A 24,678-nucleotide genomic window follows, 5' to 3' on the forward strand; every position below is an offset into this window, starting at 1 on the left:
CCTGTAACCTGTTAACTCGCAACCTACAACTCGCCGTAGGCGATCTATTGCAAATTCAACTTTTTCAACACCCATATAGCGGACTTCAGCTCCTGCGGGGACAAAGTAAAACTTATATCCGTGTGAACCTGTTCCACGATTTGACACAACGCATGACGGGATTCCACTCCTTTTTCTGTCAACACCACGAAATTACTCCGTTTGTCTTCCTTGTCCATCTTTCTTTGCACGTAACCTCTTTTTTGCAAGGTGTTCAATAGTTTTGTGACATTGTATTTATCCTTCTGGAGACGTTTGGAAATGTTCTGCTGGTTCACGTGATCCTGTTCCCATAACACTTCCAGAAGTTCATATTGCTCCCGGCTAAGATCATACCCGGCATTCTGGAAACTGCGATTTAAAACTTTGGTGTACCCTCTTTCCGCCTTGCTCAAGAGAGCTACTAATTCACTTACTTCCGTCATAGTCGTTGCATTTTATACTATGCACAAACTTAATTATTATTATTGAAAAAAGCGGCAATATCTGCAAAAATATTACCGCTTTTTCTATTTCCATCTTGTAATCTTTACTTTATCACTTCCCCGTTTTCATAGTAACAATCCTTCTCCAAGAAAGAGAAATAGACATCACTTTCCGGGTATCCGATCTCTTTCAGACACTCGAAAATAATCTTTGCCACCGCATTCTGCTGTTCCAACGGACGCTTAAAATACTCCACCTTCACAAAAGGATAAGCCTGAAATTGCTCGTGTCCAGAAATAAAAGAAGAGTCAATAGTTTCTATTACAACTGTTTCTCTCGGACATCCCAAGGTGCGAACAATCTCCGAGATCAATCGCTCCCCTACCAAGTCCAATCTACTTTTTTCTACTGCATGAAATCTTAAAAATGGCATAACGAATCAATTTTCAATTCTCAACTTTCAATTGCTTAAAGAACCATTCCGCCGTGTCCCGTACCTTCTTCACCACGTCATCCAAAGGCAACGGCATTTGTCCCCCGGCGGCATTTAAATGTCCTCCACCATTGAAAAACTCTTTTGCCCACAGGTTCACGGGGATATTGCCCTTTGACCGGAAGGATAACTTCACTTTATCTTTACGCTCGGTAATCTGAATAGAAACCAGTACTTCCTCGATGGACAAGGGTATGTTTACTAATCCTTCCAGATCCCCGTCTTTATAATTGTATAATTCCAATTCCTGAAACGTGATCGGAATCGTGGCCACCGGAAAATGCTCGTCAATCGTCAGCTTATTCAACAGGCAATTCCCCGTCAGACGTAACCGGGAAAGCGTGTTTCGTTGATAAAGCTGTTCGTGTACGTAGTCTTTATTCAGTCCTAATGCCAACAAATCGGCAATCACACGATACGTTTCCGGATGAGAAGAATTGTGACTTAATCCTCCCGTGTCGGTTGAAATCCCGGTATAAATGGCATTCGCTATATCCATGTCAATGATCTCTTTACCCCATACTCCGGAGATTACATTATAAAGTAATTCGCACGTGGAGGAAACACTCGTGTCCGAAATCCGATACGTCACGTCATCCGGATCCGGGTGGTGATCAATCATGATAACCTCCCCTTTGAACTCCTTCACGAAAGGCTCCAAATCTCCTTCCCTGGCCACGGTATTATGATCTAGCATGAACAATATATCCGCTTGATGTAACCAATGTTTACATTCTTTAGGCCGATTCTGAAAAGATATTGCATCCGGAATACGTTTCAACCACTTTAAATAATCCGGGATATAATCACACGTCATCAACTGTGCCTGTATTCCCACCCGATCCAACACTTGCCACAGGGCAGAACATGAACCGGCAGCATCTCCGTCTGGTGATATGTGAGGAATGATAACCGCCTTTAAATCTCTGCACTCCAGCCTCTCCTTTATTCTTTCTATGATTGTTTCGTACATTTGTATTATCTTTTCAGTATGAATTCCCGCAAAAATAGGAAAAAACTGCTTTTCTCATCTAAAATATGGAATTTAAATACTCACAAACCCAAAATTCGAAGTAATATAGCCGAGATCCCAAGGAAAAAATACCCCTTATTCGTTGCTTGTTCAGAGATCATCTTTTGCTTATCCATTCCCCATTGTATAAGCTCTGTATGAGTTTCGAATATTCTACGAATAAGGGGTTTATTCACGTTAGCTTTACCATTTATTCTGGGATAGATCTCTTTTAATCTAATATCTATTAAGTATTCGTGAAATGTGAAAAAACGAACGTTTAATGATTTACATTCAAGGTAATTAGTAATCATTTCAAAAAAACAGTTTTTATATTTGCTATATGTTGGTAATGAAAATATTAAACAAAATTTAATTTTATGCGGAAATATCAATAAATGGTCTATATTTGTACAATCATTAAACGTTCCATTTATGATACAAAATTACCTGCAAATACCTAGATAAAAATAACAGAATGACAGTTTGTTAACTTAATAATTAAGAAGGATTCCAATAATACCCATGCCAAAAAGTTTTGTACCACATTTCACGGATAAAGAAAGAGAAAAAAACTTTCATTACTTATATGAAAAGTATGGGATTACTCTACGCTATTTTGCCATAAAGTATATTAATGATCAAGATATTATCTCTGATATCATTCAAGATGCATTTGTCCGATTATGGGAAAAAATGTCCCAATTTAAAGATGAAAATGAGGCGAAAGCCTTTCTTTATAAAGTTGTACAAAATTCCTGTATTGATCTGATTCGTCATGAGGCTGTTGCTCAAAAATATGTTCAACACGTTAATTCTGAAGATACTGAAGAAAAATCATTTTTGGACAACATACTGGAAACTGAAATATTCCAAGCTTTACGTATTGTATTTAACGAACTCCCTCCTGCTTGTAAAGAAGTATATTTACTCAGTTTACAAGGAAAAAGCCATGAAGAAATCTCTCAACAATTAGATATCACAATTAATACCGTGAAAAAACACAAGAACAACGCAAACCATTATATGCGAGAACGCCTCAAATATCTACTTACTGTTCTGACGTGGTTATAATACAAAAATTCTCCCCGCAAAGTCTTACGAGGAGAATCATTGATAGAAATTTATTATTTATTTTGATAAAGTCTCAATTAAGGCCATGTAACTATCCCGCACACCAGGTCTAGCTTTCTCCATCTCTTTTTTCGCATAAGTCACAGCTCGATTTTTCTCTTTAGAAGAAGCATCTTTCAGTAAATAATGAAGAATTACATCCAAGTTTAGACGTGTTCTATCATCTTGATTCGATGTAACATCTTTCTCGTAAAAATCGATTAGTTGGCTAAATTCTTTTTTGTCATACATGGAAATAATTTTATTTAGCAACACCAAAGAATAATCCGAAGAAAATTTACCTGTATTTACCAGATTCCAAGCTACAGCTATGTCATTTTTAGAGACAGAACCTTTCAAATATTCAATAACCATAGGGAAAATAACCTTTTCAATCTTTTTATTTACCACACTATCCCCAATATTTTCCACGAACTTCTCTCGATTCGTTACCAAATATCTGAATTCTTGATCTGTAACGTTATTCACAAAATTCTCATACAACTCCCAAGCTGATTTACTATATAAATCCGGAGCCTTCAAAGTTGCAAGGTAAGAACGAGCCTCTCCCATTACATTCTTTACATCACCAGCATCTGCCATTGTATAAAAATAATCTGCCATTAATTCTGCCGACCGATCACCAGCCTCATACCTGCTTTTCTGAATGTAGAAAGGAATTTTCAGATTCTGTCCTCTTTTTATTGCCGTCATGAATGCTTGTACACTCCGCCCTCCTCGAATTTTATAAATAATATTTCCATCACCGTCTAATAAAAACATTGTTGGAAAGGCGTCTACTCCATATCTTTTCAATAAATCTCGTCCTTCACCCTTTTCCATATCCACTTTTAGATTTACAAAATTCTGATTAAAAAAATCACCTACTTGTTTTTGTTTGAAGACTTGATTACTCATCATCTTACAAGGACCACACCATGTTGTGTAACAATCCATAAAAATCAGTTTTCCTTGTTCTTTGGCCTTTTTCAAGGCCTCGTTAAAAGTAATATCCTCAAATTTTATTCCTTCGGTATTCACCATATCGCTTATCGCTGCCAAATAATTTTTTTTGGCTCCCCCAGCTTTCTCTGATCTTTTTTGAAAGTAATTGATCAAACGCTCTTTATCTGTCTTGTCTAAATCCTTCATTTCGGCTAAAGATAAATCCAATGCAACCGCAATTGTAGACTCCCATGTCGGGACAACAGTCTCGATCACATCCATCATTTTACTGAAATTCCCCTCTCCCCGGTACTTGGCAATGGTATATAAAGAATAAACCATATTCTCTTTTGGCAATCCTGCTTTTTGAATATCCAAATAAATATTCAGTAATTTTTCACCGTTATAAACCTCTTTTCCAGATGCGTATGAATAGAGAGTTCTAGCATAGAGATTAGAAATAAACTGATTGACCTGTTCCTCTCCATTTGATTTGACGAAATCCACTTTATGATCCAACATATATTTAAACATTTCACTGTCAATATCTTTTGTCATATAACAAAATGATTTCCAGTACACTTTTTTAGACCAATCCGATTTTTTCAGTTTACTGAAAAGTTCTTCAACAACTTTTTTATATGTCTCATCTTCGCTGGCAATTTTCAATACATCAGCATACGCATTCAAGAATTTAACATTTCTTTCTCCGGCAGCATATCTCTTGTTCATACCTGCCAATGAAGTTTTAGGATTTAAAGCATTTTTCAAAATAGCTTTGAATTCAGGGATCTGATGCCCTCCTACAATCCGATGCACCACTTCACCATCACTATTTAAAACGAGATAATGTGCTTGAAATGTAATTTTATACTTATCTGCAAACGGACGGCCTGCCGGGGTAGTTACATCTATAAAAAAATTCACGAAATGTTTGTCCATCCAATCTGCAAATTCTTGATCACTAAACACTAATTTATTCATAGAGTGACAGGGAACAGCCCAATCTGCAAAACAATTAAAGAAAATCAGTTTGTTCTCTTCCTTTGCTTTCTTCAATGCCTCTTCAAAAGAATAGACATATTTCATTTTCACGTCAGCCTTCACGGCATCTCCGTACATGCTTTGGGCAAAAGAGCCCAAAGCTAAAAAACATACAAGATTTAATACTAAAGTAAACTTTTTCATGTGATTGTTTTTACATTTTATTCTTTTATACAACGAACACTATATGCAGCACTTAATTTGGAAGAACTTCTCATAATGCGATCCTCTTTCAAAAAAAGTATCCTTGTTATCCCTAAATCGACTGTATCACTTTCTACTTTACGAGTTGCCGACCAAAAGTAGGCATTAACATCTTTGTTATAAAAATTTCCACCATACATGTGAGACCCATATACTCTGGCGCCGGCATAACCTGCATTAAAACCGATTCCCTGTTCCCCCTCTTTCAATAGGTCACCTTCATAACTTCCTCGCCACTCGTCCAACATATTTATTTCTGAAACAGACATACCTAAGGTTTCTTCCAGTTTCTTCCAATCGTCATCCGTCGGAAGACGCCAGCCATCGGGTACTGCCTGCAAGGCTCCTTCGTACGTGTACAAAAAGCCATATTTACTAGAATAATGTCCATTTGTACTTTCAGCTTTCTCAAAAAACTGTTTCGACACCTCCATAAGTGCTTGAGGATAAAGATTATTGTAAATCCGTCTTAAAGATATAACTGCATCTGGAAAAGTTGCACCGTAACTATTCTCAACTTGATTGATATAGGAATCCGGTTTAAAATAATTAAGCCATAAAATGAGTATATCTGCCAATTTCATAGTCCCGACAGTTCCCTCAAATTCCCCCCGTGTAATTCCGGCCCGTATGGAATCCGCCCATAATTCTTGATTAATGACAATATCTTGTGCTCTCATATTTTCTTCTCCATAAGTATAGCATCCGTCCATACTTCCGCGTGGAGAACGATATTTAAGATTCTCTGCCATCCAAGTTTGTCCCCCGATAGTAATGCATTTATACGTCTTCGAATCTCTAGGATCCTGAAAATCAGAAAAACTGACCTCAGGTTTTACCCGATTAGAATTATTATCATCCTGACAACTACAATACACGATAATGCCTAATAATATTATAATGAACTTTTTCATACTTACATTTCTTTATAGTTCCACACCTAGTTTATTGACGACAATATCATATAAAATCTCATATTTCTCCATAACCAAAGGACAGCCTCCCCATAATTCTTCGAATTCATCTCTTGACAATCTTAGCATTTCCGTAATGTATAGTACTAGATCGATTTCATTCTTGCGAGGAGACATGACATTTGCGAACGTATCACCATTAACAAAACCCCATTGCCCAATCGCAGCTCGTACCGCTGCTCTAAATTCAGCCAATTCTTCCTCGGTAAAGTAAGAGGCCAGATACCAATCTTCAGACAAAGCGGATGGGGTAAACCAAGCTTTAGGTTGCCCAATTCCGTCTACATAGTCATAGTAATGAGGATCCAAGCTAGACCAGATTTCACCATACCAAGTGGGATCCGAAATAGTATTAAATGCCTCTAACAGATCCTTATAATTAACAATTTTAGATTTCACCATTTCTCGAACCATCTCTCCCGGTAAATTTTCAACCTGAGAGTCCGTCCAATCTCCCGTCATTAATAATGTTCGATAATTGATCGTGTAAGCCCCCTTTTCATAAATCTCTTCTTTATCATTCGAATCAGTTATTTTTGCAGATTTGGTAACAAAGAAATTAAACGGATGAAGAGGTTTTGCGGCTAGTTTTAAGTAATTTTCAATGATATCTAACGCTTTCAGTTGCTCATCCGGGTCCATCATGTATTCATAATCGTAAGTAACCCGATCATAGGAAGTGAATCCCCAAGCTAAATCCAAGGTTTCATAACGATAAACATCCTTTCCGGTCACATCTTTTTTCACGAAAATTCGCCCGATCGTGTCATTAAAATAAACGGGTATCCCGTATTCGCTGTACATCTCGAAAACACGATGTTTCACTGGATCTGACGGATCATCCTGAATACCGTACAGATTTTCGATCTCAATCTTAGACGTTAGTTCGTCCTCATTCCCGCACCCTAAAATCAAGAACGCAAAAACTAAATATATAACATTTCTCATAACCTATTCATTATTTCTGTATATCAACCTAACATATTCCCTATTTTCTCTGATATTATCGGGCATACCTTTATCAAATTCCAACACGGATTTCGGAATAGCGAAAACATACGCCAAATCATCTTCTTTTAACTGGTAGACTTCTGCATATTTAAATATATTTCGACTTTCCCAATCATAAATGGCATACACTCTTTCTATGGTCTTTTTAAAAGGAGCTTTTTTACACACGGCGTACCTTCTTAGGTCAAACCACCGATGTCCTTCCAGGCATAACTCTTTTCTCCTTTCTACACGTACTTGATCTATTACCTCATTGGCATCGTATTCTACATCTGTGTAATTTTCAATACGTTTATGCCTCAATTGATTCAACCAATCAGATGCCCCTTCAGCATCCCCCTGCATGGCACAAGCTTCTGCTACATTCAAATATCCTTCTGCCGTACGTAACGTAAAGATGTCCGAAACATAAGAACGATGCTTTCCCATTTCGTATTTACGATTTAAGCCCAAACTATCACTTTGTGTTGATCGAACAAAATAAATTCCCTTCCGGTAATCATTTTCATCATATAGTTTATACAAATCATTGGATATACAAAAATCTCCCCCAACTCCCGTAAAATCACACTGCAAATTTAAAGGACCTTGTGAGAACAAGAGTTCCGGACTACTCTCGGATATTGCATATCCTTTCTCATTGTCAACGATACTACTATAATCTAACAAAGATTTGTTTTCTGCCAACAGCTCTTTTGCTGTTATTTCTGCATTCTTCCAATCCTGCATATACAAATATACCCGGCTCAACAATAATAAAGCAGCACCCTTAGAAGCCCGGTAAAAACTTTTTGTCTGGGGACTTTTCGTGAAACAATCCACAGATTCCTTTAAATCTTTCACAATCTGCTCATAAACTTTAGCAACAGGAGTACGTTCAAACTGAGTTTCTTTATCCTTATCATGCTCCACGTAATAGGTCAACTTTAAAGGCACTCCCAAATCCGTTGCCGCATTATCCGGATCGTACGCTTTGGCATACATATTCACAAGTAATAAGTAAAACTGTGCCCGTAAAAAATAACATTCTCCTTGCACCCGAATGGCATCTATTTTATCTTGTTCCGTACTTTGACTCACGTTGCCAAGTTCGTGCAAAATAATATTCATTGAATTAATCCGTTGATATAAGGCATCCCAATTGGCATTATCTCCGGACAAATTATTTCCCGTGTAATTTCTCCCCACTTCCATTTGCCAAGTCGTGTACCCATAATAAACTTGATCCATTTCCTGCAAACCTTTGTTCGCAACATAAGCAATGACCGTATTAATGTCATCATCTAGAATATTAAGTTGCCAGCCAATTGAACCACTTCTCAAATACTGTACTTCCGAAGAAGGAACATATCCATTTCCTAGCAAAACTTCATTCAAATCCGATACCGTTTTCGGGACAACGAGATCCTGCGAATATTCGTCAAGAAAATTCCCGCAACCCGTAAACAGTATTAAAATAGCGATGTAAATAATATTTTTCATTATCATGACTATTAAAATGTAACATTAAATTGGAATGTGTAAGAAGGACGAACCGATAAGTTCGGTTTTGCAAAACCCGCTTGTGAAGGGTCCTGTCCTTTCAATTCTTTAGCAGATAACGTGAATAAATTCAACGCATTTAAGCTAAGCGATATGTTAGAAAAAGGTGTTTTCTTTAACAACTCGGAAGAGAGATTATAACGTATGGTCATAGATGAACATTTCAAGTAATTACCGCTAACGACACGAATATCAGAGTTATCATACATATTCCAAACATTGGATGCAAAATTTTGTATATGTGTTGCTGTTGTCGGTCCTGCTGAAAAATGAGCATAATATGTCATGTATTCAGGATCTGCCGGACTCATGATAACCGGAATATTCGTATGTGCTTCATCACCGGGAGCCATCCAACGATTCATGAATTCTTTTCTCACGTTCATCTCCGAACTAACACCCGAAACCACTGGAGAATACAACGGGAATAATCTTACTTTTGAACCGATGCTATAAGATAAATTCATCGACAGAGAAAAATTTTTGTACGTGAAATTATTCGAGAAATTACCACTAAAAATCGGATCACGTTGTCCACTCTTTTCCATGGTCATCAACACCGTTTCTTCTAACGTTTTATATTCTAGTAAATGTTTCCGGTCATTATAATCATCAAACATCGGAGTTCCATTCGAAGGATTCAATCCCCAAAATTTGTACGAATAAAAACTACCAATTGCTGCCCCGTCAACCAACGCAGTACCATTCAAATAATCATTTAACGTATAACTTTCAACCGATGCTGTCTGAACTTTATTAAAGTTTCCTGAATAATACGTGGAGAATTTCCATTGGAAATCTTTTGTTTTAACAGGCGTGGCAGACAGAGAAATAGAGTAGCCGCTATTCTTCAAATCCCCACCATTCATAACGTAAGCATGATTGGCCACTCCGTTTACCGAAGAAACTCTCACATCAGTAAAACAATCTGTGGTTTTCTTGGAATAAACAGAAAACTCCACGTTCAAACGTGAATTAAAAAATCCAATCTCAAGACCTCCGTCTAATTGTTGCGTCTCTTCCCAGCGTAAATTAGGATTCGGGTAACGAGCTATCGTGGACACGTTCTCATTGTAAATAGGTTCCAATGTACCTTGTTTAATAATCAAATTCGGACTTTGGTCTTCCAACATATTTCCTTGTATACCGAATGATCCTCTCAATCGCAATTCACTAATAAACTTAACGTTTTTTAATATATTTTCCTGCAAATTCCAGTTACCAGAAACAGACCATACCGGTAAAAAACGTTCATTACTGCGGCTACCAAACTTATTGGAAGCATCAAAACGTCCATTCACATTCAACGTGAAATGATTTTGATAACTATAACTCAGTACAAAATACCCGGATATCTGGTGAGAAATACCATGCGCTATACTACGGTGATTCTGGTTCAACCAATCCTTGTACCACGGATAATCATCCAAATTTTGTAATTCATCAATAAACTGCAGTCCCCGGTCCTTCACGAATCCTCGGTTTTCATCACTGATCTGTCTGGTTGTATTTCCATTTAACTCGAATCCACCCATCAGCATCATCATATGTTGTTGATTTTCTCCAAATAATTTACGATAATCAACCTGAGTACGGAAAGTATACCCTTCTGTAATAGAATTTACTGTTTTTAGAATACCCCCGTAAGGCAAATAACAATATCCAGATGAACCTGTCAACGGAAGAGACTCATACTCGGCATTTTTCCAACGAGCTACATAATGCGTTTTTTCTCCCCACCATTGTTCCTGTAAAGTACTACTCCTGTTATAATTTCCAGATACAGAGATATCCAGTCCAGTGATCGGGGTTAATTTGATATCAAGCATTGCTCCAATCGTGTTTCCGTCATACTCGTTAGAACTATTTTCTATTTCATTTAAAATATTATACCTAAACTTATTGCTATACCTGTTCGTTCCACCGTAAGCCGACTTGTTATAATAATAAAGTGTTCCATCAGGATTAAAACAAGGTAAAGCCCGGGTCGTGTTATAAGCATAATCCATTGCATCAATCTCATCCATCAAGTGATTTTTCTTTTGCACGTTCCCGTTCATGGAAAAATTAGCCTTAATTTTCTTCGAGAAAGTCATATCCAAATTCAAACGTGTCGTGTAACGCTCGGTATAAGTTGTTTTAGAAACTCCATTTTCCTTGTTATACCCGATTGATACATAATAGCGGATATCATCATTACCACCCGATACACCAAATGTGTGATCATGAGAATAAGTATCACGTGTTAAAATATCAAACCAATCCGTGTTCACGGTTTCATACCATTTCACGTTTTCCACAAATTCATCATACGTGGATAAACCTTTATAATAACTATCCAAAGCTCCTTCGTATCCGACCATAGTCATGTCTGATGGGAATCGGTAATGCAGATCACTAAGTTCCTTACCAAACTGTACCCGCTCTTGCGAGTTCATCAAGTTTATATTTCTATCCGAATAACGAGGACGACGCGTATATTTTGATGAGTGATTATAGGAGAAACGAGCCGGACCGATTGCCCCTTTTTTAGTCGTAACTACAATCACGCCATTGGCTGCTCTTGTTCCGTAAAGAGCCGTGGCCGAAGCGTCTTTCAATACATCAATACGTTCAATATCCTGTGGATTAATCCCGGCAATAGCATTACCGATAATATTAATATAATCCGGATTATTCAAATCATCATTACTCACGTTAACCGGATCGTGCATAATAAAACCGTCCAACACCCACAACGGCTCCCGGTTACCCAGCAACGTGGAAGTACCTCTTACCCGAATTCTAGGAGTCGCTCCTACTTCCCCCGAATTACTGATTAATACCAATTCAGGAATCCGTCCTTCCAAAGCTTGATCAATGCTCGTCATACCGGGAGTTAATATATCCGATGCTTTTACGGAACTTACAGCACTGGTCAAATGTCTTTTATCAATATTCTGATAACCGGTCACAACCACCTCTTCAACTTCCGTCAAGTCTTCTTCTAATTTTACGTCAATTTTCGTTTTATTCCCGACTTTCACGTACTGTGTTTTCATTCCCATAAATGAAAAAATCAATGTACATTCCCCATCTTTAGGCACCCCGATCTTGTACTCTCCATTGGTATTCGTGGCCATTCCTGTCGTGGTTCCTTTAATTAACAACGTAGCTCCCGGCAAAGGATTACCAGCTTGATCCGTAACCACTCCGGAGATGTATTTCAACTCCTGTTCTTTCTCTTGGGTAGCTTTCAATTTAAACACGATCGTGTTTCCATTAATCGCGTACGTGAGTTTCGTGTCTTTCAAACAATCCTCCATCACTTGTTGAATCGTCGCGTTCGTAAATGATACATCCCGTTGTTTGAAGGAGGTTAACTGAGGATCGCTATATACGAAATCATAGACCGAAATACGCTTGATCTCGTTAATCACATCTTTCAAAGTTGCATTCTTCAGGTTGAAGGACAACTTCATTTCCTGCGAGTAGACTCGCTGGCTAAATTGCATAGAAAAAACCAGGAAAAGGAAAAATAAAAAATACCTCTTCCTTACAAGATTACAATTTTTCTTCATAACTTTGTAAATCAAATTTATAACTATTCGTCCCCTGTTCTTAGCGGGGGATGGTTAAAGTAGCGTTCCCGCGCTACTTTTTATTTTACAACAACGACGTTATCTCTTATATCAAATTTCACACACCCCGTGTCTTCAAGTAATTGAAGGACCTCCGCAAAAGCATCATGTTTCTTTATATTCAGAGAGAATGGTATTAACCGGGCATCTTCCCGGGCATAACGTACATCAAAATCATACCATTTACCCAGATCCTTTAAAATATCTTCCAAAGAACAATTATCAAATATCAACCGTCCGTCTTTCCAGCCTAGGAACAAATCAACGTTCACCTCCCGTACATCCATCTGTGACGTTTTCTTGTCAAAAGAAGCCTGCATATTCGGGGTCAGGATCACCCCGCACCCCTCACTTTCCACGCTCACTTTTCCCTTTTTAAGTGTTGTACGGACACATTCTTCATCCCCATAAGCCCGCACCCCGAATTCCGTTCCGAGAACCTGTATCTCCAAAGAATTTGCCTCCACGATAAAAGGTTTACACGTATCTCTTTCCACCTCAAAATACGCTTCTCCTTTCAAATAAACCCGCCTGTCTTTACCACTGAATTTGACCGGATATGTTAATTCTGATTCGGCATTCAGATAAACTGTCGTCCCGTCGGACAATACCAGCACGTACTCCCCACCCCGGGGTATTTTCATCGTGTGGAACTCCATCACCGTGTCAACACTTCCTTCCGTGTAGGTCAAAATTTCCTTGTTCGCAGAAAGTGCCACTTTCGTGGAAACCAATGATGCCAGAGAGCTTGTGTCTTTTAAATTCACGGTCGTCCCGTCCCCCATAACCAAAATTGCCTGAGGTTTTATTTTCTTTATCAGATGAGCCTTAGCCATCAAGGAATCACCAGGTAACTCAACATCCCGGTCTCCCAACATCCAGATCCCACCGATCAACACAACTGCAATCAATATTGCGGCGTACTGAAACATCCGTCTCATACTCAAGCGCCGACGTCCAATCGTTTTCCCATAGATCAGTTTCCATTCTGATTCCATCTCCTTACCCGTCATCTCGCAAGCCTTTAAACTTTCCTCGAAATGAACACGGGAAGTCATTCTTTGAAAAAGAGCCTCGTTCTCGGGGAAACATTCCCGCCATTCAAGCAACTCCTTTTTCCCGGTATCATCCAACGTCCCTTGCACGTGGCGGACAATTAACTGTACGATATATTCTCTTGTTTTCAATGTCATTTTTGTGCTTTTAATACCAAAACGGGAACCACCCCCTTTGGTGTAATAAAAAAATGCCACTTTTTTCAAAAAAATTCACACAACATATTAATCTTCTATTAATCAATACATTCTCTCACATCTGTTTGTTATACTATCGTTAAACACGTGTTTCATAGAAATGGAGACTGACGGGATGAAGGGACAGATATAAAAGAAGATATGCCACAAGGACGAACAAAAACATGAGGTTGGTCGACTTATACCCGAACTTCGTCTATTATTTCATCCCCATTCCCAAACATCTTCTACTTTTATCCCGTGAATAAAAAATCAATACAATATGAAATCTATCCTATGCTATCTATTCTTTTTTATCCCGCTCGCCTATCAGCAAACACACGCTCAAGTCTACTTTAAAACGGAGTACATCAGTTCTACCTCATATAAAGATGAAGAGAATAAACTTTCGGGAGCCAAAGGAAATTTAAAAGTAATACAAGGTGGATTCCGGGTTCCGCTTTCAGTTAAAATGAACGAGAATAACCGCCCCACGGCCTGGGCAATCGGATGTAGCGCATCACACGCAAGCATGAGTAACAAGAAACTTCCCGTAACTCTATGTCCCTCGGATATGTTAAACCTTCAAATCGGGTTAACACACACGAGACCGCTAAATGCTAAATGGTCCATGCTGGCAACCGTTGGGGCCGGCCTTTACATGGATAGCGATAATCTATCCAAGGCAAGATGGGATAATATACTGGGACAAGGTGCCATCGTGTTCATCCGCCATTTACGCCCGAACCTAGACCTTGGTGTGGGAGCCGCCCTGAATAACACGTTTGGTTATCCTATGCTCTTCCCCGCATTTTATTTCAACTGGCGATTAGAAGGACGTTACGAGGTAAATGTTGCCTTAATTGATGCCGTGCGGGTTTCCGTGGGCATGAAATTTAACAACTACCTGAAATTAAGTCTTGTTGCCGAAATGGACGGGATGATGGCTCTTTCCGAGAGAAACGGGAAAAAGATGTATTTCACCCAGCAATACGTGGTTGTCGGGTTACGTCCGGAATTCACCCTCGGCAAATCGTTATCCATCCCGCTTACCTTGGGCATTACTCCGGCTCGGAGTGCTTTTTACTCGAAAAGAAGTTTAAAGGAATACTTCTCCGATGACGACGAGAGCGATCCGCATTTCAGATTGGGATTCTATTGCTCTCTCGGTATAGCATGGAAATTCTAAAAAGAAATCATTAAATTTATCCCCAGTTTTACACGCAAATGTCCAATTCAATCACATATAAAAACGGAAACCAGTATTGGGAAAATTTCCTAATGCACCCAAAATTTCGGATTTTCAGGCACTTGTTGATTCTACTGTTGCTTGGAATTATCGTCATGAGGGGACTCTTCGAAAACTCCGAGTTTTCCCCGGGATGGAATGCCATCACGTTGATTAACATCACCCTCATATTCCTGTTCTGGGGGATAATATGCTTGAACACGTATATATTAATACCTCGTCTTCTTTTTAAAGGCAAGTATTGGACATACGCTATTTGCCTGCTTTCGTGTACCCTATTTCTCCTATTCATGATGTTTCTGGTTATTTTCATCTCGAAATTTTATTTCCCGGTATTTCACGAGGCGATTAAACCGAATTGTAATCTTTTTCTGTTCTTTTTCATTAACTTCCTAGGCATCTTTTTTTATATCTCGGCATTTTCCATGACCATATTCCTGCAACGCTGGATCATGCACAGCCGACAATTGCAGGAATTGGAAAAAAGCAAGGTACAGAATGAACTCGACCGTCTGAAAGATCAGGTTCAACCGGACTTCCTGTCACGTATGTTAAACACGGCCAACGTGCTGACCAAAAAGGATGCGGGCAAAGCTTCTTCTCTCTTACTCCGTTTAAGTCGCCTGCTGCGCTATCAACTCTATGATAGTATGCGGGAAAAGGTGCTGTTAAGTGCGGATATTTCGTTTATTCGGGATTACATGAACTTAGAGAAAATACTCAACGATCGTTTTGACTTCAGTATCACGATGGATAAGGACATTGATCATGTTCTGGTTCCTCCCTTGCTTTTTATTCCTGTTGTTGAACATGCCCTCGGGTATATCCGATCCCATGACACGGGTAAATTCCCCGATATATACATCCTGTTCAAAATGAAGAACAACAACCTGTACTTCGCCTGTATCTATCCTCCCGGCCTTTCGAAAGAGCCAGCCAACGGGTTGTATAACCTGCATCGAAGACTCCAGTTATTGTACGGGGAGAGCTTTCTACTTGAAACAAAACAAGGAGACAAAAATAACATTACCAGTTTACAAATATGTTTATAAAGAACCACCTGAACCCGCACTTTCAGTTGAATCCAAATTTCAACCAGATCAGAAATATCACGACCTTTCTGATCATCGCGTTCTTTGCTTTCCAGAACGTGTACGGTTACTTCACCGGGATAGGCTGGTTCTATGCTTATCTCATCAGCTTGTCCATGTTCATGCTACCGACCTATATCAACCAGTTTATCTTGATTCCCCGCCTACTCGTGAAGAATAAATTGTCGTTTTATATTGCAGCCTTGTTTCTCATCATTATTATAGGATTATTGATTTATGCCCCTATCGTTCAGTATCTTTATCAAAAATATGGCGTGATCACGGAGATTTTCGTGAACGAGAACGCCTACTCTTTACCCAATGTTCTTTACGCGATCGTGATCATCGGGATGATCACCATGGGAACCACCAGTATCGAACTGTTCCGGCGCTGGATGATCTATGACCGGCAAATCACGGAACTGGAAAAAACTACGATGCAGTCGGAATTGCAGCAATTAAAGAACCAGATCAATCCCCATTTCCTGTTCAATATGCTCAACAATGCCAATATTCTCGTGAAGGAAGACCCGGACGAGGCTTCCCGTCTCCTGACCAAGCTCGACGATATGCTGCGCTACCAATTGAACGACAGTGCCCGGCAAGAGGTTTTCTTGAGTGCGGACATTCACTTCCTGACGGGATTTCTCGAACTGGAAAAGATGCGCCGGGATCATTTCGAGTACTTGATCTCAAAGGAAGGTGATGTAAATAACGTGAAGATTCCCCCGCTACTCTTTATCCCCTTTGTTGAAAATGCTATAAAACATAACCCCGATAGCGAGAATTTATCGTACATTTACCTTTATTTTCGTGTGGAACATGACGAGCTGACTTTTACCTGCGAAAATTCCAAACCTCTCGTTCCGGTAAAGAAAGAAACCGGAGGTTTAGGATTGTCAAACGTGCAACGACGTTTGGAGTTATTGTACGGGAAGGATTACTCGCTCCGGATAGAAGAAACAGAAACGCAATATAAAGTTCATTTACAATTGAAATTATGAAATGTATTATTGTCGACGACGAGCCGATCGCACGGAAGGGTATCCGGTCTCTTATAGCCCGGGTGCCGGAACTGGAACTGATGGAGATGTTCAATAATGCCTCCTCTGCGGCCACTTACCTGACCTCTCACCCGGTAGACCTCGTCTTTCTCGACGTACAGATGCCCGGTATCACGGGAATCGAGTTCGCCCGGAATATTTCTAAAGATACATTGATCATCTTTACAACAGCGTACACGGAATACGCGTTAGATAGTTACGAGGTGGATGCCGTGGATTATCTGGTAAAACCCATTGAATTCGAACGTTTCCAGAAAGCGGTCAACAAAGCAATGAACTATCACGCTTTACTCGTCACGGGAGAAAAAGAAAACATCGAGGAAGTGGAGAATGATTACCTGTTTGTGAAATCCGAACGCCGTTATTTCAAGGTAAATTTCGAGGATATTCTTTTTATCGAGGGACTGAAAGATTACGTGATTCTCCAGTTGAAAGATCAACGGATCATTACCAAAATGACACTCAAGGCCATACACGAACAACTTCCTGCCAGTCTGTTTTTCCGCATTAATAAATCCTATATCATCAACACCCGACACATCACCTCCTTCGACAACAACGACGTCACTATCCGCTCACACGAAATCGCCATTGGCAATAGTTACCGGGACGACTTTTTCGAGAAATTCGTGACGAAAAGAGGTGGGTTCAAAAAAGGTGTTCTTTAAAAAATAGCATTGAAGATAAAAGATAAATTCTTATACTTATCTATCAGTCACCACAATGCTATTTTCCTCAAATTCCCAATCTCAAGATTAGCACTTATTCCCATTGCCTTAAAAACTTTAGCAACAGTAGAAAAAGTCAGATTTTTTCCATTCTCAATTCGAGAGATCTGCGCCCTTTGCACACCAACCAACCTACCTAATTCTTCTTGGGTTAAATTCTTAGATAGTCTGGCATGTTTAATTGCTTCACCTATAAGAAAAGAATTTAAATCTGTTTCAAATCTCTCTCTTTCCGGAGAATCCTTTTCTCCGATGTGTTTATCCAATATTTCTTCTTCTGTATAGAATTTCATAGTTTCCATATTCCTTATTTCTTTTGATTAAAATATGCTTTTCTGATCTCTTCCGCTTTGGCTATTTCCTTTGGCGGAGTTTTTAGTGTCTTCTTTATGAAACCATGCGTTGCTATAACCAATGTACTTTTACCATTTTCCTTGTCCCAAAAAGCTAAGAGTCTATATTTTGTTTTATTGAAGAATGTTCTGAATTCCCAAATATCCGTATCATCTAACTTTTTAAAAAGCTCAGGATCTATAACAAATTTAGCTTTAGCAATGTTATAAATAATCTTGTCTTTTATTTTTTTAGGTAACCGATTCAAGAAATCATCTGCATCTTCTGAATATACGACCTTAAATTTTGCTTCCATGTCTTTATTTTGTACATCAAAGATAAGCAAAAAGTTCTATATATGGAAACATTCCTTTATTTATAAATAAGAAATTGTTTTCTTTCAAATAAAAAGAGCGTCCAACTCTAAACCTGTCGAACGCTCTCCTTTATTTTAAATTCCACCACTATTCCCACTCAATCGTGGCGGGTGGCTTTGAGCTGATGTCATAAACAACGCGGTTAATCCCCCGGACATTATTGATAATCCTGTTAGACACTTTTGCCAAAAATTCGTATGGCAGGTGACACCAATCGGCTGTCATCCCATCCGTTGATTCCACGGCACGCAAGGCTACCACACTTTCGTAAGTACGCTCGTCTCCCATCACCCCAACACTCTTGATCGGGAGTAAGATGGTTCCGGCTTGCCATACTTTATCGTACAGACCTTCTTCTTGAAGCATGGAAATATAAATATAGTCGGCCTCCTGCAATAATCTCACTTTTTCTTTCGTGATCTCCCCTAAGATACGAATAGCTAAACCCGGTCCGGGGAAAGGATGACGCTTCAAAAATTTATCTGCCAATCCAAGACTCTTACCTACCCGGCGAACTTCATCCTTGAATAACAGACGTAAAGGCTCCACGACCTTTAGTTTCATATAATCGGGTAAACCGCCCACGTTATGATGTGACTTGATGGTCTGTGACGGTCCGTTTACCGATGATGATTCAATCACATCCGGGTAAATCGTACCTTGCCCCAACCATTTTGCATCTTTTACTTTATGCGACTCTTCGTCGAACACGTCCACGAATGTTGCTCCGATAATCTTACGTTTCTTCTCGGGATCTTCGATACCTGCCAAACGGGAAAGGAAAAGATCTCCCGCATCCACGCCGATCACGTTCAAGCCGAGTTCCTTGTAATTTTCAAGCACATCAGAGAACTCGTTTTTCCGCAACAAACCATTGTCCACGAAAATACAAGTCAAATTCTTACCGATAGCCCGATGTAATAACATGGCAGCAACCGTGGAGTCTACTCCCCCCGATAAACCAAGAATCACACGGTCTTCGCCGATCTTTTCCTTCAATTCGGCAACCGTAGTCTCGATAAAAGAATCCGGTGTCCAGTCTTGTTTACAACCACAGATGTCCACCACGAAATTCTTCAACAAAGCGGTTCCTTCCGTACTGTGGTACACCTCCGGGTGGAATTGAATACCGAAAGTTTCTTCTCCCCCGATGCGGTAAGCGGCATTCTCCACGTCAGACGTGCTGGCAACCACCGTGTAATGCGAGGGTAACACCTCTATCGTGTCACCGTGAGACATCCACACCTGTGAATGTTGGCTGATATTTTTGAACAACGGGCAGGAATTATCAACAAATGATAAATTCGCCCGACCGTACTCTCTCTTGTTCGAGGCTTTGACTTCACCCCCGAAATAATGGGCCAGATACTGAGCCCCGTAACATACTCCCAGCAACGGTAATTTTCCTTTTATAGAAGACAAATCCGGTTGCGGGGCCTTCTCGTCACGCACGGAAAAAGGACTTCCCGAAAGGATCACGCCTTTCACGGACGCATCAAGTGCAGGGTAGTGATTGAAAGGGTAAATCTCGCAATAGACATTCAGTTCCCGCACGCGTCTCGCTATCAACTGCGTGTATTGTGAACCGAAATCCAGTATTAGAATTTTCTCTTGCATGTGAATCGCTTATTTATTTTCGGACAAAGATACGTTTTTTTCGCCGGAACTTTAAAAAAGTCCTAACGAAAAAGTTACAGGTTACAAGTTAACAGGTTACAGGCTATTGATATACTTATAACCTCCTGATATGCAGTGTTAAAAAATGACGTTATTTCGTAACCTAAAATCCCTATAAACCGTAATTCACTTACACTTTACAATTTTAACCTGTAACTTGCAATCTGTTAACTTGTAACTTTTTCTTCTTATGCACAACACGAGAGATAGTTTTGGCTCTAAATTCGGGGCAATAGCTGCCCTAGCTGGTTCCGCGGTCGGCTTGGGAAATATCTGGAAATTTCCCTACGAGGCAGGGAATAATGGCGGGGGAGCCTTTCTTCTGGTATACATATTTTTCACGGTAGCCATAGGATTACCGGTAATGCTTTCGGAATTTGCTCTAGGACGCTATTCCGGAAGAAACGCTTTCGGAACCTTCGACCGATTGGAGCCCAAAACAGCCTGGCGTTATTTCGGGGTACTGGTTCTTCTTGCCGCCACGATGATTCTCTCCTTTTACGGGACGGTTGCCGGCTGGACGCTGGAATATGTCTTTAAATCTTTCACCTTCTCTTTTCATGCCGGCACCTATGTTAACTTGAATACCATGTTTTCGGATTTTATCACGAATCCCTATAAACCCGTGTTCTGGCAAATCGTGTTCATGGCTCTCACCGGGTTTATCGTGCTGGCAGGAGTAAAAAAAGGTATCGAACGATACACCAAACTCATGATGCCCCTCCTTTTCGTGCTTATTGTAATACTCGGAATCCGGGCATGCACGCTGGACGGGGCCATGGAAGGGATAAAATTTCTTTTCTTACCCAAGTTCTCGGAACTTACTTCGCAGGGAGTACTTTCTGCTCTGGGACAGGCCTTTTTCTCCTTATCAATCGGCATGGGTGTCCTCTTGACTTACGCCTCTTACATCAAAAAAGATGAAAACCTGACTTCTATATCCTTGCAAGTGATTTGCGCGGACACGTTGATCGCCGTGTTGGCAGGAATTGCCATATTTCCCGCCGTGTTCGCTTTCGACATTGCACCGGATTCCGGGCCGGGCCTTGTGTTCCTCACGTTGCCACAAGTGTTCCAAAGCATGGCTTTCGGGCAACTATGGGCGATTCTTTTCTTTCTCCTGCTAACCATGGCCGCTCTCACGTCCTCTATTTCCCTTCTGGAAGTAATCGTTGCCTTTTTCGTGGAAGAAAAGCACATCAGCCGCCGCAAAGCGACCGTCATATCCACGGTAATCGTCACGATCTTCGGAATTCTATGCACCCTTTCTTTTGGGCCGTTAAAAGAAGTCCATATCGGCAACTTGTCCATCTTCGGGATATTTGATTACGTCAGTTCCAACATACTGCTACCCGTGGGTGGAATCTTGATCTCCATTTACGTGGGATGGAGATTCGACCGCCGTTTACTGGAAGCGGAATTAACCAATAATGGAGAATTGAAACTATGGTTACTGAAACCGTTGATATTCGTCCTAAAATATGTAGCCCCCCTGTTTATCCTCGTGATTCTATTACACTCGCTGGGACTATTCTGATTATTCTCTCAACATTGTAGTTTCCTAAAATTAGTTTACTAAGTTTACAGTAAACTTTTTCAGGGCGATACAAGGACAATACACTATGGATTCGCTACCTCAAGTACATACCAACAACATACCATGAACACATCATCAACAATAGTCAGTGTCGATGATGTGTTCATGATATGTTTAGATTATATTTTAAAGGTAAAGCAAGGATAGTCTAATCATCAGGCAGGGGTTAGTATAGTAAAATAAATTAGTGAAGTTCACCGCTTTTTTCCAATAATTCCCGTGCAGCTCGTTCCGGATCGTCGGCAGAGACAATCGCCGAGATTACCGCCACGCTATCCGCCCCGGCCTGAAATATCGACGCCACGTTATCAGGATGAATTCCCCCGATGGCAACTAACGGATGGCGGGAAACAGATCTGATCCAGCGTAAGCCATCTAATCCCCATTCTACGATAGTATTTGTTTTCGTCGTGGTTGAAAACACGGGACTTGCTGCCACGTAATCCAAATCATAGTCATTGGCCTCCAGCACCTGTTCCGGTGATTCCACGGATAAACCGATAATTTTCCCCTCCGGTAGTAACCGCTTAACCATCTCGTAGGGCATATCGCTTTGTCCCACGTGTACCCCATCAGCATTAGCCGCCAACGCAACATCCACCCGGTCATTAATAATCAGAGGGACTCCGTAAGGAGTCAACACTTCTTTCAACCGAATTGCCCGTTCAATAAATTCTCGGGTTGACGACTCTTTTTCCCGTAACTGTACCATGCTCACCCCACCTTTTACGGCAGCCTCAACCGTACGGTACAAGTCCTTCCCTAATAACAACCCTTCATCCGTAACCAAATAAATTCGCATATCCCTCTTATTCTGAAACTCGTACAATCTGCATGAATTGTTCCTGACTCAAGTTATACATCACATCATATAGATGAAGTTGCAATGTTCCAGGGCCTTGAGACATCCCCACGGCAATCTCGCCACATACCCCCATGAAAGAAGTAGCACTAACAGCTGCCATAAACGGATTCTTTACAACCGCAGCAAACGCCCCCAGAATAGCCGAAGCTGTACACCCCAACCCGGTCACATTCTCCATCATCGGCGAACCGTTATGCAGGTATACTACCCGATCGCCTTCTACTACTAGATCCGTCTCCCCGCTAACGCAAATGACACACTCGACTCGCTGGCTTAACGCTTTGGCTGCATCAAGGCTGTTTAAAGAAGATTCGGAACTATCCACTCCCTTGGATTGTGTTGATAATCCTGCCATAGTCATGATCTCAGATGCATTGCCCCGTATAAAAGTCGGAGTTCCGGCTGCCAGTATATCCCGCAACGTCTGATTACGAAAGCTCGTGGCCCCGGCTCCCACTGGATCAAGTACCACGGGATGCCCCACTTCGTTTGCCCGCCGGATAGCCGCTTTCATGGATTCCACGGTAAAACGATCCAGTGTACCAATATTAATTACCGTGGCACGACATAAAGCCACCATCTCGTCAATCTCTTCCAGGGCGTGTGCCATAATCGGTGATGCTCCAGCGGCAAGCAACGCATTTGCCGTGTTATTCATCACCACGGCATTCGTTATATTATGCACCAGCGGGGATTCTTCCTTCACCCGCTGGATATTTTCCCAAATTTGCTCCAACATGATAATTGAAAACTGAAAGTTGAAAATGAGAGTTTAAAGTTTAGAGTTAAATCAGGAGCGCTGATGAGTGCGGCTGGAATTTAAAATCTAAAATCATTAAATCTAAAATTAATCTATTCTTCTTCCTCCAAATAAATCGTGTACCGATCCCAGAAATTGTGATCGGTGGGTACTTCCTCGTAATAGACTCTTCCGGTAATCGGGGTGGTCTTGTTCACGCTGACTTTAGTAGTTTGGTACTGCATCTCACCCTTAATCCGGTCGGCACCATCCTTGTAAGTGTAGACGATACTTACGCCACTAAGGAAATAATATGAACTAACACGTTTATAGTTCGTCGTGATTGTGGCCATCACCTCGTGCCGGGGACTATCTCCAGCAAGCAGCAAATTACGTCCCAACAAGTTAAACGCAGAAGAAGTTACGTGCATCACGTTCTTGATAATTGCGAAACTCTTTAATTCCACGTACAACTCCCCACTGAATTTCGTTACGTTTGCCGTACCGGAATTTGACAAGGAAGGTTTTAGACATTCATAAGTAACAATCTGCACGGAATCCCCTTCATACATGAATTTTCCTTTACTTCTCAGTTTGAAGTCTCGGAAATTTTGTAAATCCAGTATATTACGAGTATTACGAACAATATCTGCCGTAATAATATCATCGAAATAGATCAAACCGTCAACAGCAGAACCGCTTTCCCCACTCCGGCGAACCTGCGAAAAATTATAATTCAACGCTTTAAACGTTTGCTCCACGTTTGAACGCTTATACCCTTCACTATCATAAATATCCACGATCGCCTCCTTAAATTTCTTCTCCCCGTCGTTTACCTCTACACCATACTCGAAATATCCCTCGTAATTATAGGGCCGTGGAATATAATTCCTCCCAATATTCTTCACCACGTTCTCCAGTAATTTCTTCAACACCAGAGACTCGGCCGTCACGTCCACCTCCCCGATCCCGTAAGTAACCGGTTTCAGAAGAATTTGCACCTCCCCTTTATCTCGTGCCTCGTACACCTTCATCTCCGCGGATGCATATCCCACCGCGGACACTCTCATCATGTAAGTTGCCAATTTTTCCGACACGATCAACTCAAACAAACCATCCATATCTGAGGCAGCTCCCGCCGCAGTTCCGATAATTCCAATATTTGCAAAAGCGATAGGTTGCCGTGTTGTCTCGTCCAGTACAACACCTTTCACCCGAATCTTCCCGTCATTCTGAGCTTGTATGACCGAGAACACTCCTAAAAACAAAATAATTAATGATAGTATTTTTTTATTCATAGCAT

The 24,678-nt window shown here is 40.5% G+C and carries 21 protein-coding genes; 6 read left to right on the forward strand and 15 right to left on the reverse strand.

The window, feature by feature from the left end:
* Nucleotides 1–44: 44 nt before the first annotated feature.
* The 3 genes from AB5542_RS06415 to AB5542_RS06425 all read right to left on the reverse strand — a co-directional run bounded on the left by AB5542_RS06415 (nt 45) and on the right by AB5542_RS06425 (nt 1,931).
* Nucleotides 45–464, reverse strand: a complete 420-nt coding sequence (locus AB5542_RS06415) for a MarR family winged helix-turn-helix transcriptional regulator (RefSeq protein WP_279041037.1) — start codon at nt 462–464, stop codon at nt 45–47.
* A gap of 104 nt (nt 465–568) precedes the next feature.
* A complete protein-coding gene (locus AB5542_RS06420; RefSeq protein ID WP_279041040.1) occupies nt 569–898 on the reverse strand; it encodes a DUF1904 family protein in 330 nt (109 codons plus the stop codon).
* 13 nt (nt 899–911) lie between these two features.
* Nucleotides 912–1,931 carry a DHH family phosphoesterase gene (locus tag AB5542_RS06425; protein WP_279041042.1) on the reverse strand — a complete coding sequence of 340 codons (1,020 nt, stop codon included), beginning with the start codon at nt 1,929–1,931 and terminating at the stop codon, nt 912–914.
* A gap of 564 nt (nt 1,932–2,495) precedes the next feature.
* On the opposite strand from AB5542_RS06425, the gene AB5542_RS06430 reads away from it, so the two are divergent.
* Nucleotides 2,496–3,044: an RNA polymerase sigma factor gene (locus AB5542_RS06430; protein ID WP_087420270.1), complete on the forward strand. Its 549-nt coding sequence runs from the start codon at nt 2,496–2,498 to the stop codon at nt 3,042–3,044.
* Nucleotides 3,045–3,101: 57 nt separating this feature from the next.
* On the opposite strand, the gene AB5542_RS06435 is transcribed toward AB5542_RS06430, so the two are convergent.
* From AB5542_RS06435 to AB5542_RS06460, 6 genes are all read right to left on the reverse strand, one after another.
* Nucleotides 3,102–5,216 carry a thioredoxin family protein gene (locus AB5542_RS06435; RefSeq protein ID WP_279037199.1) on the reverse strand — a complete coding sequence of 705 codons (2,115 nt, stop codon included), beginning with the start codon at nt 5,214–5,216 and terminating at the stop codon, nt 3,102–3,104.
* A gap of 17 nt (nt 5,217–5,233) precedes the next feature.
* Nucleotides 5,234–6,190: a fibrobacter succinogenes major paralogous domain-containing protein gene (locus AB5542_RS06440; protein WP_368243019.1), complete on the reverse strand. Its 957-nt coding sequence runs from the start codon at nt 6,188–6,190 to the stop codon at nt 5,234–5,236.
* Between the two features lie 12 nt (nt 6,191–6,202).
* A complete protein-coding gene (locus tag AB5542_RS06445; RefSeq protein WP_279037204.1) occupies nt 6,203–7,198 on the reverse strand; it encodes a hypothetical protein in 996 nt (331 codons plus the stop codon).
* Between the two features lie 3 nt (nt 7,199–7,201).
* Complete coding sequence (locus AB5542_RS06450; RefSeq protein WP_279037207.1) at nt 7,202–8,743, reverse strand: RagB/SusD family nutrient uptake outer membrane protein; 1,542 nt, start codon at nt 8,741–8,743, stop codon at nt 7,202–7,204.
* Between the two features lie 11 nt (nt 8,744–8,754).
* Entirely contained in the window at nt 8,755–12,363 is a 3,609-nt protein-coding gene (locus AB5542_RS06455) for a SusC/RagA family TonB-linked outer membrane protein (RefSeq protein WP_279037209.1), read from the reverse strand.
* Between the two features lie 80 nt (nt 12,364–12,443).
* Nucleotides 12,444–13,616 (reverse strand): FecR family protein, encoded by a 1,173-nt coding sequence (locus tag AB5542_RS06460; protein WP_279037212.1) that lies wholly within the window; start codon nt 13,614–13,616, stop codon nt 12,444–12,446.
* Between the two features lie 322 nt (nt 13,617–13,938).
* On the opposite strand from AB5542_RS06460, the gene AB5542_RS06465 reads away from it, so the two are divergent.
* The 4 genes from AB5542_RS06465 to AB5542_RS06480 all read left to right on the forward strand — a co-directional run bounded on the left by AB5542_RS06465 (nt 13,939) and on the right by AB5542_RS06480 (nt 17,727).
* Entirely contained in the window at nt 13,939–14,844 is a 906-nt protein-coding gene (locus AB5542_RS06465; RefSeq protein ID WP_279037215.1) for a DUF6268 family outer membrane beta-barrel protein, read from the forward strand.
* Nucleotides 14,845–14,936: 92 nt separating this feature from the next.
* A complete protein-coding gene (locus AB5542_RS06470) occupies nt 14,937–15,956 on the forward strand; it encodes a sensor histidine kinase (RefSeq protein WP_162613734.1) in 1,020 nt (339 codons plus the stop codon).
* Nucleotides 15,947–16,999 carry a sensor histidine kinase gene (locus AB5542_RS06475; protein ID WP_279037218.1) on the forward strand — a complete coding sequence of 351 codons (1,053 nt, stop codon included), beginning with the start codon at nt 15,947–15,949 and terminating at the stop codon, nt 16,997–16,999. Before AB5542_RS06470 ends, AB5542_RS06475 begins: the two co-directional genes overlap by 10 nt.
* Nucleotides 16,996–17,727, forward strand: a complete 732-nt coding sequence (locus AB5542_RS06480) for a LytR/AlgR family response regulator transcription factor (RefSeq protein ID WP_279037222.1) — start codon at nt 16,996–16,998, stop codon at nt 17,725–17,727. Before AB5542_RS06475 ends, AB5542_RS06480 begins: the two co-directional genes overlap by 4 nt.
* A gap of 47 nt (nt 17,728–17,774) precedes the next feature.
* Here AB5542_RS06480 and AB5542_RS06485 read toward each other — a convergent pair whose 3' ends face one another.
* The 3 genes from AB5542_RS06485 to guaA all read right to left on the reverse strand — a co-directional run bounded on the left by AB5542_RS06485 (nt 17,775) and on the right by guaA (nt 20,114).
* Nucleotides 17,775–18,089 carry a helix-turn-helix domain-containing protein gene (locus tag AB5542_RS06485; protein ID WP_118302290.1) on the reverse strand — a complete coding sequence of 105 codons (315 nt, stop codon included), beginning with the start codon at nt 18,087–18,089 and terminating at the stop codon, nt 17,775–17,777.
* 5 nt (nt 18,090–18,094) lie between these two features.
* The gene (locus AB5542_RS06490; RefSeq protein WP_118302288.1) at nt 18,095–18,436 is read right to left on the reverse strand and encodes a type II toxin-antitoxin system RelE/ParE family toxin; all 342 of its coding nucleotides are present in this window, start codon (nt 18,434–18,436) and stop codon (nt 18,095–18,097) included.
* Between the two features lie 148 nt (nt 18,437–18,584).
* Nucleotides 18,585–20,114, reverse strand: coding sequence for a glutamine-hydrolyzing GMP synthase (guaA, locus tag AB5542_RS06495; RefSeq protein ID WP_118302286.1), 1,530 nt, complete (start codon nt 20,112–20,114; stop codon nt 18,585–18,587).
* A 250-nt stretch (nt 20,115–20,364) separates the two neighbouring features.
* Between guaA and AB5542_RS06500 the strand changes: the two genes are divergently transcribed.
* Nucleotides 20,365–21,711: a sodium-dependent transporter gene (locus AB5542_RS06500; RefSeq protein WP_279037227.1), complete on the forward strand. Its 1,347-nt coding sequence runs from the start codon at nt 20,365–20,367 to the stop codon at nt 21,709–21,711.
* 244 nt (nt 21,712–21,955) lie between these two features.
* On the opposite strand, the gene thiE is transcribed toward AB5542_RS06500, so the two are convergent.
* From thiE to AB5542_RS06515, 3 genes are all read right to left on the reverse strand, one after another.
* Nucleotides 21,956–22,573, reverse strand: a complete 618-nt coding sequence (thiE, locus tag AB5542_RS06505; protein WP_118302282.1) for a thiamine phosphate synthase — start codon at nt 22,571–22,573, stop codon at nt 21,956–21,958.
* A 7-nt stretch (nt 22,574–22,580) separates the two neighbouring features.
* Nucleotides 22,581–23,375: a hydroxyethylthiazole kinase gene (thiM, locus tag AB5542_RS06510; protein WP_279037230.1), complete on the reverse strand. Its 795-nt coding sequence runs from the start codon at nt 23,373–23,375 to the stop codon at nt 22,581–22,583.
* Nucleotides 23,376–23,488: 113 nt separating this feature from the next.
* Complete coding sequence (locus tag AB5542_RS06515; RefSeq protein WP_118302278.1) at nt 23,489–24,673, reverse strand: carboxypeptidase-like regulatory domain-containing protein; 1,185 nt, start codon at nt 24,671–24,673, stop codon at nt 23,489–23,491.
* Nucleotides 24,674–24,678 lie beyond the last annotated feature (5 nt).

This window comes from Butyricimonas sp. RTP31003st1_G1_RTP31003_210430 (assembly GCF_040920905.1).
GTDB classification, from domain to species: Bacteria; Bacteroidota; Bacteroidia; order Bacteroidales; family Marinifilaceae; genus Butyricimonas; species Butyricimonas paravirosa.

Bases quoted from the DNA above. Each gene is read 5' to 3' on its own strand.
- AB5542_RS06415 (WP_279041037.1), bottom strand. From the start codon at position 464: ATGACGGAAGTAAGTGAATTAGTAGCTCTCTTGAGCAAGGCGGAAAGA.
- AB5542_RS06420 (WP_279041040.1), bottom strand. From the start codon at position 898: ATGCCATTTTTAAGATTTCATGCAGTAGAAAAAAGTAGATTGGACTTG.
- AB5542_RS06425 (WP_279041042.1), bottom strand. From the start codon at position 1,931: ATGTACGAAACAATCATAGAAAGAATAAAGGAGAGGCTGGAGTGCAGA.
- AB5542_RS06430 (WP_087420270.1), top strand. From the start codon at position 2,496: ATGCCAAAAAGTTTTGTACCACATTTCACGGATAAAGAAAGAGAAAAA.
- AB5542_RS06435 (WP_279037199.1), bottom strand. From the start codon at position 5,216: ATGAAAAAGTTTACTTTAGTATTAAATCTTGTATGTTTTTTAGCTTTG.
- AB5542_RS06440 (WP_368243019.1), bottom strand. From the start codon at position 6,190: ATGAAAAAGTTCATTATAATATTATTAGGCATTATCGTGTATTGTAGT.
- AB5542_RS06445 (WP_279037204.1), bottom strand. From the start codon at position 7,198: ATGAGAAATGTTATATATTTAGTTTTTGCGTTCTTGATTTTAGGGTGC.
- AB5542_RS06450 (WP_279037207.1), bottom strand. From the start codon at position 8,743: ATGAAAAATATTATTTACATCGCTATTTTAATACTGTTTACGGGTTGC.
- AB5542_RS06455 (WP_279037209.1), bottom strand. From the start codon at position 12,363: ATGAAGAAAAATTGTAATCTTGTAAGGAAGAGGTATTTTTTATTTTTC.
- AB5542_RS06460 (WP_279037212.1), bottom strand. From the start codon at position 13,616: ATGACATTGAAAACAAGAGAATATATCGTACAGTTAATTGTCCGCCAC.
- AB5542_RS06465 (WP_279037215.1), top strand. From the start codon at position 13,939: ATGAAATCTATCCTATGCTATCTATTCTTTTTTATCCCGCTCGCCTAT.
- AB5542_RS06470 (WP_162613734.1), top strand. From the start codon at position 14,937: ATGCACCCAAAATTTCGGATTTTCAGGCACTTGTTGATTCTACTGTTG.
- AB5542_RS06475 (WP_279037218.1), top strand. From the start codon at position 15,947: ATGTTTATAAAGAACCACCTGAACCCGCACTTTCAGTTGAATCCAAAT.
- AB5542_RS06480 (WP_279037222.1), top strand. From the start codon at position 16,996: ATGAAATGTATTATTGTCGACGACGAGCCGATCGCACGGAAGGGTATC.
- AB5542_RS06485 (WP_118302290.1), bottom strand. From the start codon at position 18,089: ATGGAAACTATGAAATTCTATACAGAAGAAGAAATATTGGATAAACAC.
- AB5542_RS06490 (WP_118302288.1), bottom strand. From the start codon at position 18,436: ATGGAAGCAAAATTTAAGGTCGTATATTCAGAAGATGCAGATGATTTC.
- guaA (WP_118302286.1), bottom strand. From the start codon at position 20,114: ATGCAAGAGAAAATTCTAATACTGGATTTCGGTTCACAATACACGCAG.
- AB5542_RS06500 (WP_279037227.1), top strand. From the start codon at position 20,365: ATGCACAACACGAGAGATAGTTTTGGCTCTAAATTCGGGGCAATAGCT.
- thiE (WP_118302282.1), bottom strand. From the start codon at position 22,573: ATGCGAATTTATTTGGTTACGGATGAAGGGTTGTTATTAGGGAAGGAC.
- thiM (WP_279037230.1), bottom strand. From the start codon at position 23,375: ATGTTGGAGCAAATTTGGGAAAATATCCAGCGGGTGAAGGAAGAATCC.
- AB5542_RS06515 (WP_118302278.1), bottom strand. From the start codon at position 24,673: ATGAATAAAAAAATACTATCATTAATTATTTTGTTTTTAGGAGTGTTC.